Here is a 15,439-nt window from a genome sequence, read left to right on the forward strand (position 1 = left end):
AGACGAGAGGACCGCTCCAGATGACCCAGCCTGTCGAAATCAGTTTCACCGAAGCCGCGCCCGAAAAGCTGGCCGACCATCAGGGGCGCGTCGCGCTGGTTCTGGCAGCGGGGGGAAAGCTGCCCGGCAAGCTGCCGCGCGGCCTGCGCGAGGCGGCGACGCGGGCGCTCGACTCAAAGGCGGGGCAGGCGCTGAAGCCGGGCCAGACGCTGGAGCTGGCCTTCCCCGCCGGCATGGCCGCCGACGCGCTGATGCTGGTCATGCTGCCCAATAGCGCCACCCAGGCCGAGGCGCGCCGCGCCGGTGCCGCCATCGGCGCCAAGCTGGGCGACGGGCACACGCTGGTCCTGGCCGGCGGGCATAAGCTCGCGGGCGAGGTGGCCTTGGGGCTGGCGCTGCGCGGCTATGACTTCGATGCCTACAAAACGAAACCCGAGGGCGAGAAACCCGCCGGCCGTCCCCGCGTGACCTTCATGGTCAAGGACCCCGAGGCGCTGGCCCGCAGCGCCGGCGACTCGGCTGCCCTCGCCGAAGGCGTGTTCTTCACCCGCGACCTGGTGAACGAACCCGCCAACGTCCTGACCACCACCGATTTCGCCGACCGCCTGAAGGCGATGGAGGAGATCGGGCTTGAGGTCGAGGTTCTGGAAGAGGACCAGCTGCGGGAATTGGGCATGCGCGCGCTGCTGGCCGTGGGGCAGGGCAGCGAAAGCCCCTCGAAGGTCGTCGTCATGCGCTGGAACGGCGGCGGTGACGAGGCGCCCCTGGCGCTGGTCGGCAAGGGCGTCGTCTTCGACACCGGCGGGATCTCCATCAAGCCCGGTGCGGGCATGGAGGAGATGACGATGGACATGGGTGGCGCCGGTGTCGTCGCGGGCACGATGCGCACGCTGGCGCTGCGCCGTGCCAAGGCCAACGTCGTGGGCCTCGTGGGCCTAGTCGAGAACATGCCGGACGGCGGCGCCTATCGCCCCGGCGACGTCCTGAAGTCGATGAAGGGCGACACGATCGAGGTCGTGAACACGGACGCCGAGGGGCGGCTCGTGCTGGCGGACGTGCTCTGGTACGCGCAGGACCGTTTCCAGCCCAAGGCGGTCATCAACCTGGCCACGCTGACCGGGGCCGTGATCGTCGCCCTCGGCCATGAACATGCCGGCGTCTTCTCGAACGACGATGCGCTGGCCGACGAGATCCTGTCGGCCGCCCGCGCCGAGGGCGAGGGCGCGTGGCGCCTGCCGCTGGCCCCGGCCTATGATACGCTGATCAAGTCGCGGCTGGCGGACATGAAGAACTCGGGCGGGCGCGCGGCGGGGTCGATCACGGCAGCGCAGTTCCTGCAGCGCTTCATCAAGGACGGCCAGCCCTGGGCGCATATCGACATCGCGGGCGTGACGCTGCCGCCGCAGGCCACTGATCTTGCGCCGAAGGGGGCGACGGGCTGGGGCGTCATGACGCTCGACCGCCTGGTGCGCGACGAGTACGAGGGCCGGTGACCGCTCTGCCGGCCGCGATGCCCGCGGGACTTCGGCACCCCCGTGCGGCGCGCCGCCGCGCCACGCCGGCGGGCGTCCTGCGGCCCTGCGCCGCTGGGGAGTGCGACATGAAAGCCGCCGTCGCGGCTGGAACCGGCTGATGGGCAAGGCGCTGTTCTATCACCTCACCCGTTCGCCGGCCGAGGTCTTGCTGCCGGTCCTCCTGACCAAGGCGCTGGCGGCAGGGTGGCGGGTCGAGCTGCGCGGGCCGGACGCCGGGCGGCTGGACCGCCTGGACCAGCAGCTCTGGCAAGCCGAGGGGTTCCTGCCGCACGGCCGGGCCGGCGGGCCGCACGATGCGCGCCAGCCGGTGCTTCTGACGGTGCCGGGGCAATTGGCTCAGAACGCGCCGTCCTGCCTCATGGCGATCGACGGCGTGGAGGTCGCCCCGCCCGAGACGACCGCGCTGAACCGCACCTGCATCATCTTCGACGGCGGCGATAGCGCCGCCGTCGACCGCGCCCGCGACCAATGGCGCGCCCTGACCGCCGCGGCTGTCGAGGCCGAGTACTGGTCCGAGGAATCGGGCCGCTGGGAACGCAAGCGCTGAATCCGGCGGCCTGAGACCGCCAACGCCAGCTGTCGCGGGCGCAAGGGGTCTCGGTTCACGACGGCGCGGCGCAAATCAGCAGATTTGCCGCACAGCTTGCTATGCGTGATGCCGTGGACGCCTTCTCCATGACCCTAATCGACACGTTCTCGCGACAGTCGGCTCGGCGCGGTGGCCACATGAATGACCATCTGCATATGATCCCGCATCGACGTCCAGATGGGACACGGAGAGTCGAGATCCAGACATCACTCGAGCAGATCCGAGTGCCGTGGCTGATCCGGAACCCTTGGCATCCGCTTGCCATACTGCATCAGGACCAGCAGCTTCAGCGCGAGTCGCTTGGCGCTCGCTTCGTTAAGTACCCCTTTGATCAAGCCGTTTTTGGTGTCCAATTGCAGTCTTGCTGGACGAGTGCGTTTGCCAGCTCGATCAGTTTTCGCATGAGGGCGGTAAGGGCGGCCTTTGCGGGTTTTCCTGCCTTGATCATGGTCTGGTATCTTTGACGGAGATCCGGGTTATGGCGGGCGGCGACAAGCGCGGGCATCTAGAGCGCGTCGCGTAGGAACTTGCGCCCGCCTTGGATGAATGCCTTGCCGCGTCACTGGCCAGGTTGCCGTGCCAATGGTGCCAAGCCAGCAAGGCTGGCGATCTGCTTTCGGTTCATGGTGCCGATCTCGGGACACTCGACAAGCATGGCTATAGCGGTGATCCGTCCCAACACCGGGATCGAGAAGAGAACCGCGAAGGCGCGGGCGCGTTTCGGGCACCGGAGCAAGAGGTCCAGCAGCGCCTCTTCCATCTCGAGGAATTGGCGCTTTACTTGCTCAAGGCGCGCCTTGGATTGACGCTTCAAGAGGGTGGGGTCTGTGTTTTGGACCGGTTGAGCAGGCGTGTCCGCTCCTTGATCAGCGCCATGCGGGCGACCTGCAACTCCTTGAGATCAGACTGTTCTTTGTCTTCTGGAGCGTCCGGCACAAGTTCCAGTGCCGCGCCCATCATGGCCAGTATCCGCGCATCAACGGCGTCGGTCTTGGCTCGTGTTCCGCGGGCTTGGGCAAAGCGGCGGTTGCAACGAGTTTACCTTCACCAGAGGCAAGATTTCGGCAAAATGACGTTCAAGCGCAGCGTGATTTGCACCAGTCGCCGCAAAAACAACAAGCTCTGGCATCTGCTTGCCGATCCAACGGCGCAGCGCGCGCAGGCCGCCCGCAGAATTGGGAAACTGCGCCGCCTTATCGGTGCTCAGGCGGCAAGCATCGAGCGTGGCTTTCGAGATGTCTATTCCGATGGTATCCTTCATCGTCTTCGCGTGTCTTATGCTTGCCGTAGAGGGCTTAGCGCCGCTCTGTATCCTTCCAGGCCCCAGGCGAAGACGATGGCTGATCAGACTTTAAAACGGTCCCTCACGACCAGGCGTTTGACGATCCAGCCACCGCCAATGCACGCATGCATGGCGTGGCGTGCAGTGGCTCTTCTTCGCGTAAGAGCCGGGATCGGCATAAGACAAGCCTTGAGCGTCCGGACCAAGATGTTTCGCCGAAATCTCGCGACTCCGCGCCTGCACAACGCCGCCAAAAGGTTCTTGCGACATCTGCGCGTTCCGGCTCGGGGGGGGGGGGACGGTCATCGTTGATCCTGATGCCTGCAAGCGTTGCGGTTCGACCCTGCGCAAGACATGCGGAGGGGCGGTGCGGTAAAGAACGGGTGCAGTGCCCGGCGGCGAAAGCTGTTGCTGCCGATGCGCCTGGCACGCTGCGCGGGCCGTGCGAGTGCACGCCATTCGGCAGGGCCGGGCGCGACTGTCGCGGGCCGATCATGCGGCGGCGTGTCCGGCCAAGCGGGCGTGCAGATCCTCGCGCCGCAGCGAAGTCTTCGGGCCCTGAACGACCGCACGGCCACGCTCCATCACCAGGAAATCGTCGCCGAGGCTCCAGGCGAAGTCGAAGAACTGCTCGACCAGAACGATCGCCATGTCACCGCGGTCGCGAAGCGCGGCGATGACGCGGCCGATCTGGGCGATGATGTTGGGCTGGATGCCCTCGGTCGGCTCGTCCAGCAGCAGGATGCGGGGTTTGGTGATCAGCGCGCGGGCGATGGCCAGCTGCTGCTGCTGGCCACCGGACAGGTCGCCGCCGCGCCGGTGGAACATGTCGGCCAGGATCGGGAAGCTGTCGAAGATCTCGTCGGCGATGCGGCGGTCGGCGCGGGGCAGGCAGGCGAGCCCGGTCTCCATGTTCTCTCGCACCGTCAGCATCGGAAAGATCGCCCGCCCTTGCGGGACATAGCCCACACCAAGCCGAGCCATCTTTTGGGCGGTCAGACGGCCAAGCGGCTTGCCGTCCAGCGTCATCTCTCGGCCAGACCGGGGATGCCGGCCTGCCAGCAGGTTCATCAGCGAGGTCTTGCCGACCCCATTGTTGCCCATCACGCAGGTGACGGCGCCGGGGCGGGCATTGATGTCGATGCCGTGCAGGATCTGGCTGCCGCCGTAATGCAGGGTCAGGTTCGTCGCGTTCAACATCCTATCGCCCCAAATAGACGTCGATGACGTCGGGATTGCGGGTCACGTGATCCAAGCTGCCCTCGGCCAGGACCGACCCCTGGTGCAGCACGGTCACCTTGCAGTTCAGGCGGCGCACGAAGTCCATGTCGTGTTCCACGACCACCACCGCCCGCGTTTCCGCCAGCTTGCAAAGCAGCGTCGTCGTCTGTTCCCGTTCCGCCAGGGTCATTCCGGCGGCAGGTTCGTCGACCAGCAGCAGGCGGGGGGCCGAGGCCAGCAGCATGCCGATCTCCAGCCACTGCTTCTGGCCGTGGCTCAGCTCGCCTGCGCGGCGGGTCAGCTGTGACGACAGGCCGACCTCTTCGGCCAGCGCCTCGACGCGGACCTGCGAGGCGCGGGACGGCCGCCAGCGCAGGACCGCGAACGGTCCGCGAGGGGCCTTCAGCGCCATGGTCAGGTTCTCGGCGACGGTCTGGTCCTCGAAGACGGTAGGGCGCTGGAACTTGCGGCCGATGCCGGCGCGGGCGATCTGCGCCTCGTTCATCTTCAGAAGCGAGCGGCTGCCTTCGCCGAAATGCACGTCGCCCTCGTCCGGCGTGGTCTTGCCGGTCACGATGTCCATGAAGGTTGTCTTGCCCGCGCCGTTGGGGCCGATGACGGCCCGCAATTCGGCCGCGTTGATGGAGAACGACAGGTTGTTGATCGCCTTGAACCCGTCGAAGGACTTGCTGATGCCGCTGACTTCCAGAAGCGCGCTCATGCCTCGGCCTCCTTGTGGTGGCGGGCCTTGCGCGGCGGGCCCATGCGGCGGTCAAAGATGCCGGCGATGCCGTTGGGCGCGAACAGCGTGACCAGCACGAAGGACAGGCCAAGCGCCACCTGCCACCAGTCCACCCAGTTCACCACATAGACGCCCAGGTTCAGGTCGGGTGCCCGCCCGCCGGTGAACCAGCTGGACAGCAGCGACACGACAACGGCCCCGATAACTGCTCCGTAAAGCCGCCCGCGACCGCCGATGGCCACCCAGACTGCCAGATGGATCGAGGCGATGGGCATCAGCTCTGCCGGGTTGATGATGCCCGCCTGCGGGTAATAGAGCGCCCCCGCCACGGCGGTGATCATTGCGGCCAGGGTGAAGACGACCAGCTTGAACCCCTCGACCGGGTAGCCCAGGAACCGCACGCGGGTCTGATCGTCGCGAATGGCACGGATCACGCTGCCGAACTTGCCGCTGACCAGCCAGGCCGCCAGCAGGTAAAAAATCGCCAAGGCCCCGGCGGAGGTCCAGAGGAGCCAGACCGACAGCGTCGCTTGGTCGACCCCCTCCAGACCCGGCAGGTTTTGCAGGCCCGACAGCCCGTTGTTGCCGCGAAAGCCGCTGTCGTTCTGAAACAGCCAAAGCGCCAGCGTCATCGCCTGTGTCAGGATCGACAGATAGACGCCGTTCACCCGGCTGCGGAACGCGAGCCAGCCGAAGACCAGCGCCAGCAGCCCGGGCACCAAGGCGACCAGAAGCATCTGCAGCGGCAGGGAATGTGCAAAGCTCCAGACCGAGGGAAGGTCGGCGCTGCCGACGACGCCGAAGATCTGGTTGGCGGTGGCCTGTTGCAGCTCCAGCACGGTGGGGGGGATCGGGTTCTGGGCCAGCTGGACGGCGACGATGCCTTCCGTCCGGGCATACATCAGCCATTGGCCAATCATGTAGCCGCCAAGCGCGAAGAACGCCATCTGCCCCAGTGACAGGATGCCGAGATAGCCCCAGACCAGGTCCATGGCTATGGCGGCCAGCGCCAGGCACAGCGTCATGCCGAAGACCTTGACCGCCGATGTCGGGGTGACGCCCGACCCGTAGGCGTGGCTGAGCGTCGTGACCGTGGCGGTGAAGACCGCCAGCACCGCCAGCACGACCAGGACGGGGGGGTTCTGCAAAATGAACGGCTTGCGGGTCATGTCACGCCTCGGCTGCGCGGCCGCGCTGCAGGATGATGCCGCGGGGCCTGAACTGAATGAAGATGATGATGAACAGGATCATGAAGGTCTGCGCCGCCAGCGTGTTGGCGGGGTTCAGCGATTCGATGACCTTCGACAGCCCGCCGATCAGCGTGGCCCCGGCCAGCGTGCCCCAGATGTTGCCCACACCACCCACGACCACGGTCATGAAGCTTTGCACGATATAGCCCTGGCCCAGCTCCGACGTGACCTGGGCGAAAAGACCGATGGCGATGCCCGCGATGCCGGCGATGCCCGAGCCGAGGCCGAATGTCAGCATGGCAATGCGGTCGGGGTTGATGCCCATGCTGGCGGCCATGCCGGGGTTCTGGGTGACGGCGCGGACCTCCAGCCCCAGGCGGGTGCGCTTCACGATGAAGAGGAAGAGGCTCAGGAAAATCAGCGCCAAAACGAAGATCGCCACGCGGATCGAACTGATCCCGATCACGTCGTTGACCTTGATCGACCCCTCCAGCCAGGCGGCGAGGTCAGGGGCCGGGCCTGCGTGCCAAAGATGTTCTTGGCCAGCTGCTGCAGAGCGATGGACACGCCGAATGTCGCCAGCAGCGTTTCCAGCGGGCGATGGGTCAGGTGGCGGATCACCAGCCGATAAAGGACCACCCCCGCCCCGAAGGTCACCGCAAATGCCAGGGGCAGCGCCACGATCAGCGACAGCGTGCGGTCGGAGATCAGCGTCTGCACGGTGTATCCGGTATAGGCGCCCATCATGATGAATTCGCCATGCGCCATGTTGATGACGCGCATCACGCCGAAGGTCACGGCCAGCCCGATGGCGGCCAGGAAATAGATCGAGGCCAGGGACAGCGCGTCCAGCCCCAGGTCGATGCCCTTCATCGCGCCAAGCCGGACCTGCGCGCGGGTCCGGGCGGCCTTGGCGGCATCCGTCACGGCGGGGTCGGCTTCGGCGTAAAGCTGGAAGAAGCGGCTGGCCTCCAGCGCGGCCGCGGCCTCGGCCTCGGTCGCGGCGGGGGGGACTGTGCCGGCGGCCTCCAGGGCCTCATGGGCGCGGTCGCGGGCCTCGGGCGAGGGCAGGTCGGCCACCGGAACGCCGCCGACATGGCCGTCGTCGATGTGCTGGGCCAGAAGCGCGCGCAGCCCGTCGCGCGTCAGCGGCGGCTGCAGCAGGTCCTGCTGCACCAGCTGCACCAGGGCGGCGTCGCGCGAAAGGTCATTGTCGCCGGGCGTCAGTTCGTGGGCGACATTGGTGCCTTCCGGCGGCTCGGTCGGGGCGGTGACTGGCGCACCAATGGGCAGCGGGCAGGTCGGGTGCCCGCTGCGCAGGCAGCGTCAGGTCGGCTGCAAGGTCAGACCGCCTTCGGTGACGAGGAACTCGACGACCTGCCCGACGCCGCCGCCGTGGCGCAGCTGGGCCATGACGACGGGGCGGGGGCCGCGTGCCTCATGTGCATCCTTTTCTAGCAGCGCCACGTCGACGCCGACATGCGGGGCCAGGTCGGTCTTGTTCACGACCAGCAGGTCAGACCTCGCCAGCCCCGGCCCGCGCTTGCGGGGAATGTCCTGCCCCGCCGCCGTGTCGATCACATAGATCGTCAGGTCGGCCAGTTCCGGGCTGAAGGTCGCGGCCAGGTTGTCGCCGCCCGATTCGATCAGGATCAGCTCCAGGTCCGGGAAAGCCGCGTTCAGGTCGGCAATGGCGGCCAGGTTGATGCTGGCATCCTCGCGGATGGCGGTATGGGGGCAGCCGCCGGTCTCGACGCCCCTGATCCGGTCGACGGGCAGGACCTGGGCGCGCATCAGCGCCTCGGCATCCTCGCGGGTATAGATGTCGTTGGTGACGACGGCCATGGACAGGCGCGGTGCCAGCGCGCGGGCCAGTTGTTCGGTCAGCGTGGTCTTGCCCGCGCCGACGGGGCCGCCGATGCCGACGCGCAGAGGTCCGTGAAGGCTCATGAGCGGAAGATCCTTGTTGTCATGGTTTCGTGGCGCATGGCGGCCATCTCGGCCCCCCAGGCGGTGCTGGCCAGATCGGCCTCGGAGGCGTCCTGGGCCACCTTGGCGCGGGCGGTGATGCGGGGCTGCAGATCGGCCAGCATCCCTTGCCCCTCGACGGGGCCGAGGGGCAGGAAACGGACGGCCGCGCTGATCAGGCTGGCCGCCTGCGATTGCCCAAAGGCGGCGATGATCTCGGAAGCCGGCAGGGGCATGGCGGCGCAGGCGCGGCCGAAGGCCACGGGCAGAACGGCAGGGGGTTGCGCGGTTCCCGTCAGCGCCGCGACATTGGCCGCAAAGGCGGTGCCCTGTTCCACCGTCTCGGCCAGCCGCTGGCGGGACAGGCAGGCGGCGCGGGCCAGATCGTCCAGCGCCCGGTGATCCGCGCCCGGCCGCAGGGACAAAGCGACCAGCACTGCATCGGTCCAGCCCGCGCCGTGATCCAGCCAGTCCGCCAGCCATTGCGGCAGCGTTGCGCGCGTCACCAGCCCCGCATCCATCGCCCATTCCAGCCCCTGCGACCAGGCGAACCCGCCCACCGGAAAGGCGGGCGACAGCATCTGCCACAGCCGCAGGCGCGCCGCGTCAGCCGTGCACATGGCCCGGGGCATGGGTGTGGTGATCCTCGCCCGCGCCGTGCGGGTGGCCATGGTCATGCCCGAAGGTGCGGCCATGACCATAGGCGCCGCCTTCCGGGCGGAAGGGGATGTCCTTGTGGCTGATCTCGGCCCCCAGCTTGCGCAGCATCGCCTCCAGGACGTGATCCTGGCGGATGATCAGGCGATCGGCCTCGATGCGGCAGGGGGTGTGGCGGTTGCCGATATGCCAAGCCAGGCGCGGCAGGTTGCCCCGGATGACCAGCACCGGCTCGGGCGCGGCGCGCACGACGATCTGACGGCCGTCCGACAGCTCGAAGGCGTCGCCGTCGTCCAGGCTGGTCACCTCGGGCAGGTCGACCATGAAGTCGCCCCCGTCGAAGGTCAGGCGCTTGCGCCGCAGCAGGCGGCCTTCGTAATCCAGGCTGATCTCGCCGGCGAAAGGCGCGGGCGCGTTGCGGATGATGGCATGGGCGGTGGCGGTCATGGGATGATCCTTCCCTCAATAGAGGAAATAGCGTTGCGCCAGCGGCAGCTCGGTCGCGGGCTCGCAGGTCAGAAGAACGCCGTCGGCGCGGACCTCGTAGGTTTCCGGGTCGACCTCGATGTCGGGCATGGCGTTGTTCAGGACCATGTCGGCCTTGCCGATGTCGCGGGTGTGTTCCACCGCGATCAGGGTCTTTTGCAGCGCCGATCCGGCCCCGGCCTCCAGCCCCGCCTGGCTGACGAAGAGGGCCGAGGCGCGGCGGTTGTGCCCCCACATGGGCCGCGAAAACATCGGCTGCACGGGGATCGAGCCGTTCGGATCGCCCATCTGCGCCACGCTGATCTGACCGCCGACCAGCACCATCTCGGGCTTGGCGGCAAAGAAGGCGGGCGACCACAGGACCAGGTCCGCGCGCTTGCCCGGCGCGATCGACCCGATATGCCGGCTGACCCCATGGGCGATGGCGGGGTTGATCGTGTATTTCGCGATATAGCGGCGGGCGCGCAGGTTGTCATTCTGCCCCTGCTCGCCGGGCAGGCGGCCGCGCTGGCGGCGCATCTTGTCGGCGGTCTGCCAGGTGCGGATGATCACCTCTCCGATCCGGCCCATGGCTTGGCTGTCCGACGAGATCACGCTGAACGCACCAAGGTCGTGCAGGATGTCCTCGGCCGCGATGGTCTCGCGCCGGATGCGGGATTCGGCGAAGGCGACATCCTCGGGGACGCGGCGGTCAAGGTGGTGGCAGACCATCAGCATGTCGAGGTGTTCCTCGATCGTGTTGCCGGTATAGGGCCGCGTCGGGTTGGTCGACGACGGCAGCACGTTCGCCATGCCGACCATGCGGATGATGTCGGGGGCGTGCCCGCCGCCCGCGCCCTCGGTGTGATAGGCGTGGATGGCGCGGCCCGCGATGGCGGCCATCGTATCCTCGACAAAGCCCGATTCGTTCAGCGTGTCGGTGTGAATCATCACCTGCACGTCCATAACGTCGGCGACGGTCAGGCAGCAGTCGATGGCGGCGGGGGTGGTGCCCCAATCCTCGTGCAGCTTCAGCGCGCAGGCGCCGGCGCGGACCTGTTCCTCCAGCGGGGCCGCGACGCTGGCGTTGCCCTTGCCCGCGATGCCGATGTTGACGGGCAGGTCGGCGCAGGCCTCCAGCATGCGGGCGATGTGCCAAGGGCCGGGGGTGCAGGTCGTGGCCAGCGTGCCATGCGCGGGGCCGGTGCCGCCGCCAAGAAGCGTTGTGACCCCGGAATGCAGCGCGTGGTCCACCTGCTGCGGGCAGATATAGTGGATGTGGCAGTCGAAACCGCCGGGGGTCAGGATGCGGCCCTCTCCGGCGATGATCTCGGTTCCGGGGCCGATGATCAGGGTCACGCCCGGCTGGGTGTCGGGGTTGCCGGCCTTGCCGATCCCGGCGATGCGCCCGTCCTTCAGGCCCACATCGGCCTTGATGATGCCCTGGTGGTCGAACACCACGACGCCGGTGATCACCGTGTCCATGGCGCCGTCCGCGCGGGTGACTTGGGACTGGCCCATGCCGTCGCGCACGACCTTGCCGCCGCCGAACTTGACCTCCTCTCCCGCGATGGTCAGGTCGCGCTCGACCTCGATGAGGATCTCGGTATCGGCCAGGCGGATGCGGTCGCCGGTGGTGGGACCATAGAGCGCGGCATAATCGGCGCGGGACAGCGTCGTCACAGCGCACCCCCGATCTGGCCGCGAAAGCCGTGCACGATCCGGTCGCCCGCATAGCCCACCAAGGTGACCTGACGCGACTGGCCGGGCTCGAACCGCACGGCGGTGCCGGCGGGGATGGCCAGGCGCATGCCGCGCGCGGCGGCGCGGTCGAAATACAGCGCCGGGTTGGTTTCGGCGAAATGGTAATGGCTGCCGACCTGGATCGGCCGGTCGCCGGTATTGGCGATCATCAGCGTGATCGTCGCGCGCCCGTCGTTCAGCGCGATCTCGCCATCGGCGGGAAGGATCTCTCCGGGGATCATGTCAGCCGACCGCCAGCGCCAGGCCCGCCAGCGCGGTGCCGCCGCCCAGAACGCGCAGCTCCAGCCCCCGCGACAGCAGGCGGCCAAAGGCGATGCCGCCCAGGTGCAGCGCCATGGTCGCCAGCGCGAAGCCCGCCGCGTAGAGCCCAAGCCCCGTCGCCGGCCCCTCGGCCCCATGCGCCCAGCCATGGGCCGCGCCGAAGATGACCACCACCGGGACCAGCGCCTCCAAGGGCAGGCGCACGGCCATGGCGACCAGCACGCCCAGCACCACGACCGAGGCCAGGATCATCGGCTCGACCGCTGGCAGGCCCATGCCACCCGCGCCCATCGCGCCCCCCGCCAACATCGCGCCGACGAAGGTCGCCGGCAGCGCCCAAATTGCCCGCCCGCCCAGCTGTGCGGCCAGAAGGCCAAGCGTGACCATCGCCAGCAGGTGATCGACACCGCCCACCGGATGGGCCAGGCCGTGGATGAACTGGGCGTCATGAACGTGGCCGGGATGGGCCAGCGCGGTCCCCGGAAAAACTGCGGGCAGCAGCATGGAGGCAAGGATCAGGCGTTTCATTCGGAGGCCTCGCGGATGGGGTGATGGACGGTGACCAGCTTGGTGCCGTCGGGGAAGGTCGCCTCGACCTGGACGGATTCGATCATGTCGGGGATGCCGGGCATGCACTGGTCGGCGGTGATGACATGCCCGCCCGCCTGCATCAGGTCGGCCACGCTGCGGCCGTCGCGCGCGCCCTCGACCACGAAATCCGTGATCATTGCAATCGCCTCGGGGTGGTTCAGCTTGACGCCGCGCGACAGGCGGCTGCGCGCCACCATGGCGGCGACCGAGACCAGCAGCTTCTCGCGTTCGCGGGGGGAAAGGTTCATCGTCAGACCTGCCAGATGCGGGGAAGGGGATCGGGGCGCAGCGCCCCCAGAAGTCGGTTGATCTGCCGGCGCAGCGGCCAGCCGTCATCGGCCAGCATGCGGATCAACAGGCGGCCCGGTGGCGCGCTGGCGGCGGCACTGACGCCGGGTTCGTCCAGCGCCGCGCGGGCCTGCGGCAGAAGGTCCGGCGCATGGGGCGCGACCATGGCCAGCGTGGCCAGCGCGCGGGCGCCGCCCAGCATCGCCGGGCTGTCCAGCCGCGGCAGCGTGGCATCGTCCAGCGCCAGCGCGTCGTGAAGCAGGATGCGGCCCGCGCGGCGCACGATGCGGCGGTCGCGCAGGTGCAGGCGGGCCGGACGCTCGCCCATGGCGAGGCGGCCGAGGACCAGCATCTCCAGCAGCAGGCAGCCGGCATCTGGGGCAAGATCCACCGTTGTTTCCCGCTGCAGGCGCGCGCCGTCATAGAGGATCGTTTCCTGCGGCAGCCAGTCCAGCCACCCGCCGTCGCCCACCGACAGCGACACCTGCGCCGTTGCGGTGCCGTTGGCGCGATAGGCACGCTCGGCCGTCTGGGTCGTCGCCACCGCACGGGTGCATGGGCGCAGCGCGACGCCGAAGAACAGCCGATCGCCCGAGGCGAGTCCGCCGGATGTGTTCAGGAACACGATCTCTGGCAGGCCCGCCGTCATGCGCGGCAGCATCGTTTTGGCCGAGCCCCGCTGCGCCAAGTCGATCAGCCCGCGCGGGCCGATGACGACCTGCGCCGCGCCGTGGCTGCGCTGCATGCGGATCGTGGGGGTGGTGCTGTTGAACATACGGGCATGGGTTGCCAAAGCACGCCGCAGCGTCAACGACCGGGTACGCCGCAATTGCTTGCCGCGTGGGCATCAACATGCAGGCCGCACCGCAAATGGGCAACCTGCCCGCAAACCGGGCAGAAGATTCAGGCGATCCGGTAGGCTATTGCGTCCAGCAGCCGCCTGCGGGACGGGGGGATGGCGCGGATCTCGACCCCGGTAAAGACATGCATCGTCTTCAGCGCTGGGTCGACGACGGCGTGGTCGCTGACCCAGCCGCCCATCGCCAGGTAGCTGCGCAGCAGCGGCGGCATCGCGGCCATCGCGCGGCGGGGGTCCGGCTGGCGCAGGCGCAGCACGCGGGCAAAGCGGAAGACGCGGGGCGCCTTGACGCGCGGCCACCAGCGGCGCGGCGCCAGGTGGCGGTCCTTGAGCATGGCGAAGGCCTCGGCATGCGTGTCAGGATCGCAGCCGACGAAGCTGGAGCAGCCGAACAGCATCTCGACCCCGGCTTCGTCTACATGGCGCGTCAGGGCGGCCCAAGCGATTCGCAGGATGTCGGGATCGCGGTGGTCGGGATGGATGCAGAAGCGCCCCATCTCGACCATGGGACCGTCGAAGCGGCCCAGGGCTGCCAGGTCATAGTGCTGCGCCGAATAGCTGCGCGCGATCTGCGATCCGTCGGCCAGCGGCAGGAAGCGGAAGGTGCAGACCAGGCGCCCCGAGGCCGCGTCCTCGACCAGCATGTGCTGGCAATCGGCGTCCAGGGCGTCGGCGTCAAGGCCGTGGCCGTCGTCGATCTCTCCGGTCCGGGCCAGGAAGCACTGCCAGCGCAGCCGCTGGCAATCGCAGAGGTCCTGGTCGGTGTCGGCCAAGCGCGCGCGGTACCGACCCTTGGACAGCGGTTTCATCGTGACCAACCCCTGATGGACGCGGTGCCAGTATAAGCGCCTCCTGTGTCGAAATCACGAAGGCATTCGGCCCCGTCAGTCGATCTCGGGATCGCCAAGCGTGTCCTGCACGTAAAGCCGGCGGATCAGCAGCATCGCGACGATCAGCAGCGGCGTTGCAAGGATGACGCCGACGAACCCGAAGAGCCCGCCGAACGCCACGATGGCCACGATCGTCAGCGCCGGCGGCAGCTGCACGGCATAGCGCTGGATCAGCGGCATCAGGACGTCGCCCTCGAACGTCTGGATCGCCAGGAACAGCAGGGCGACGTAAAGGGCGGTGTCGACCCCCTGCGGCAGCGCCACCAGGACCGCGATGCCGCCCGAGAAGACGGGCCCGACGATCGGCACGATGTTGGTCACACCTGCAATCAGCGCCAGGATCAGCGTCAGCGGCACGCCCAGCAGCCACAGGCCCAGCCCGGCCAGGATCGCCACCACGACCATGTCCAGCGCCTGCCCCGCCATCCATCGCGCCAGCTGCGTGCCCAGCTCATCCAGGATGCCCGAGGCGCGCTCGCGGCGACGCAGCGGCACCAGTCGGATCGCTCCCCTGCGATAAAGCGGCGCCTCGATCGCCAGATAGACGGCGGTGATCAGCATCAGCAGGACCGACGAGACGCTGCCCAGAAGGGTGTTCACGATGCCGGTCAGCATGCCCATCATGTCGGGCAGACGCTCGGCCAGGCGCTCGGCCCCGGCCTCGATGTCCTCGGGCAGCTTGTCCTCGACCGCCTCGCCCAGAAGATCGCCCGGCATCCAGCCGGTCAGCGCATCCCAGGATTCGGGCAGCGCATCCAGAAGGTCCCGGAACTGCGCGGCAACGGAGGACCCGGCCAGCCAGAAGCCCCCGGCCAGAGCGCCGATCACCGCCAGAACGACGATCAGCACCCCCAGCTTGACGTTGAGGGCGATCAGCCGGTGCAGCCCGTTGCCCCCGGCCCGCAACGCGATGGCGACAAGGATGGCGCCGAAGACCAGCAAGAGGACATGGGACCACGCCCACGCCGCGCCCAGAAGCAGGACCAGCGCCGCCGTCCTGACCAGCGTGCCGGTGGTCAGCGCGCGGTCGGTGCCCGCGCCGGAAGGTTCGTGCCGTGCGGGCGGGGTCGGGCGCCAGTCTGTCATGGATGCTCCTGTGCTGGCGGATCAATCCGCAGCGCGGCGTGGGGGTTCCGC

General features: G+C 68.4%; 19 protein-coding genes and 1 pseudogene. 3 read left to right on the forward strand and 17 right to left on the reverse strand.

The window, feature by feature from the left end:
- Positions 1 to 20: 20 nt before the first annotated feature.
- From OC159_RS00320 to OC159_RS00330, 3 genes are all read left to right on the forward strand, one after another.
- Positions 21 to 1,493 carry a leucyl aminopeptidase gene (locus tag OC159_RS00320; RefSeq protein ID WP_265499162.1) on the forward strand — a complete coding sequence of 491 codons (1,473 nt, stop codon included), beginning with the start codon at positions 21 to 23 and terminating at the stop codon, positions 1,491 to 1,493.
- A gap of 139 nt (positions 1,494 to 1,632) precedes the next feature.
- Positions 1,633 to 2,082 (forward strand): DNA polymerase III subunit chi, encoded by a 450-nt coding sequence (locus OC159_RS00325; RefSeq protein ID WP_265499415.1) that lies wholly within the window; start codon positions 1,633 to 1,635, stop codon positions 2,080 to 2,082.
- Positions 2,083 to 2,183: 101 nt separating this feature from the next.
- Positions 2,184 to 2,588 carry a hypothetical protein gene (locus OC159_RS00330; protein WP_265499163.1) on the forward strand — a complete coding sequence of 135 codons (405 nt, stop codon included), beginning with the start codon at positions 2,184 to 2,186 and terminating at the stop codon, positions 2,586 to 2,588.
- Between the two features lie 95 nt (positions 2,589 to 2,683).
- Here the strand turns inward: OC159_RS00330 and OC159_RS00335 are convergent, their stop codons facing one another.
- The 17 genes and pseudogenes from OC159_RS00335 to OC159_RS00415 form a co-directional block, all read right to left on the reverse strand.
- Positions 2,684 to 2,884: a transposase gene (locus OC159_RS00335; protein ID WP_265499164.1), complete on the reverse strand. Its 201-nt coding sequence runs from the start codon at positions 2,882 to 2,884 to the stop codon at positions 2,684 to 2,686.
- A 50-nt stretch (positions 2,885 to 2,934) separates the two neighbouring features.
- Positions 2,935 to 3,093 (reverse strand): hypothetical protein, encoded by a 159-nt coding sequence (locus OC159_RS00340; RefSeq protein ID WP_322626699.1) that lies wholly within the window; start codon positions 3,091 to 3,093, stop codon positions 2,935 to 2,937.
- Between the two features lie 7 nt (positions 3,094 to 3,100).
- Positions 3,101 to 3,385 (reverse strand): hypothetical protein, encoded by a 285-nt coding sequence (locus tag OC159_RS00345; protein ID WP_265499165.1) that lies wholly within the window; start codon positions 3,383 to 3,385, stop codon positions 3,101 to 3,103.
- Positions 3,386 to 3,898: 513 nt separating this feature from the next.
- The gene (urtE, locus tag OC159_RS00350) at positions 3,899 to 4,606 is read right to left on the reverse strand and encodes an urea ABC transporter ATP-binding subunit UrtE (protein WP_265499166.1); all 708 of its coding nucleotides are present in this window, start codon (positions 4,604 to 4,606) and stop codon (positions 3,899 to 3,901) included.
- Position 4,607: 1 nt separating this feature from the next.
- The gene (gene urtD / locus OC159_RS00355) at positions 4,608 to 5,348 is read right to left on the reverse strand and encodes an urea ABC transporter ATP-binding protein UrtD (protein ID WP_265499167.1); all 741 of its coding nucleotides are present in this window, start codon (positions 5,346 to 5,348) and stop codon (positions 4,608 to 4,610) included.
- Entirely contained in the window at positions 5,345 to 6,538 is a 1,194-nt protein-coding gene (locus OC159_RS00360) for an ABC transporter permease subunit (RefSeq protein ID WP_265499168.1), read from the reverse strand. The genes urtD and OC159_RS00360 overlap by 4 nt, the downstream gene beginning before the upstream one ends.
- A 1-nt stretch (position 6,539) precedes the next feature.
- Positions 6,540 to 7,831 (reverse strand): annotated as a pseudogene (gene urtB / locus OC159_RS00365) (urea ABC transporter permease subunit UrtB); the annotation flags it as partial.
- 54 nt (positions 7,832 to 7,885) lie between these two features.
- A complete protein-coding gene (gene ureG, locus OC159_RS00370) occupies positions 7,886 to 8,509 on the reverse strand; it encodes an urease accessory protein UreG (RefSeq protein ID WP_265499169.1) in 624 nt (207 codons plus the stop codon).
- A complete protein-coding gene (locus tag OC159_RS00375; RefSeq protein ID WP_322626700.1) occupies positions 8,506 to 9,147 on the reverse strand; it encodes an urease accessory protein UreF in 642 nt (213 codons plus the stop codon). The genes ureG and OC159_RS00375 overlap by 4 nt, the downstream gene beginning before the upstream one ends.
- On the reverse strand, positions 9,134 to 9,631 hold the full coding sequence (locus tag OC159_RS00380) for an urease accessory protein UreE (RefSeq protein ID WP_265499171.1): 498 nt from the start codon (positions 9,629 to 9,631) through the stop codon (positions 9,134 to 9,136). Before OC159_RS00380 ends, OC159_RS00375 begins: the two co-directional genes overlap by 14 nt.
- Before the next feature lie 15 nt (positions 9,632 to 9,646).
- Positions 9,647 to 11,332, reverse strand: a complete 1,686-nt coding sequence (ureC, locus tag OC159_RS00385) for an urease subunit alpha (protein WP_265499172.1) — start codon at positions 11,330 to 11,332, stop codon at positions 9,647 to 9,649.
- Positions 11,329 to 11,634 (reverse strand): urease subunit beta, encoded by a 306-nt coding sequence (locus tag OC159_RS00390; RefSeq protein ID WP_265499173.1) that lies wholly within the window; start codon positions 11,632 to 11,634, stop codon positions 11,329 to 11,331. Before OC159_RS00390 ends, ureC begins: the two co-directional genes overlap by 4 nt.
- Position 11,635: 1 nt before the next feature.
- Entirely contained in the window at positions 11,636 to 12,202 is a 567-nt protein-coding gene (locus tag OC159_RS00395; RefSeq protein ID WP_265499174.1) for a HupE/UreJ family protein, read from the reverse strand.
- A complete protein-coding gene (locus tag OC159_RS00400) occupies positions 12,199 to 12,513 on the reverse strand; it encodes an urease subunit gamma (protein ID WP_265499175.1) in 315 nt (104 codons plus the stop codon). Before OC159_RS00400 ends, OC159_RS00395 begins: the two co-directional genes overlap by 4 nt.
- 2 nt (positions 12,514 to 12,515) lie before the next feature.
- Entirely contained in the window at positions 12,516 to 13,328 is an 813-nt protein-coding gene (locus tag OC159_RS00405) for an urease accessory protein UreD (protein WP_265499176.1), read from the reverse strand.
- A gap of 128 nt (positions 13,329 to 13,456) precedes the next feature.
- Complete coding sequence (locus tag OC159_RS00410; RefSeq protein ID WP_265499177.1) at positions 13,457 to 14,221, reverse strand: GNAT family N-acetyltransferase; 765 nt, start codon at positions 14,219 to 14,221, stop codon at positions 13,457 to 13,459.
- 75 nt (positions 14,222 to 14,296) lie between these two features.
- Complete coding sequence (locus OC159_RS00415; RefSeq protein ID WP_265499178.1) at positions 14,297 to 15,388, reverse strand: AI-2E family transporter; 1,092 nt, start codon at positions 15,386 to 15,388, stop codon at positions 14,297 to 14,299.
- Positions 15,389 to 15,439: the final 51 nt, after the last annotated feature.

This window comes from Paracoccus beibuensis, assembly GCF_026162625.1.
Lineage (GTDB): Bacteria > Pseudomonadota > Alphaproteobacteria > Rhodobacterales > Rhodobacteraceae > Paracoccus > Paracoccus beibuensis.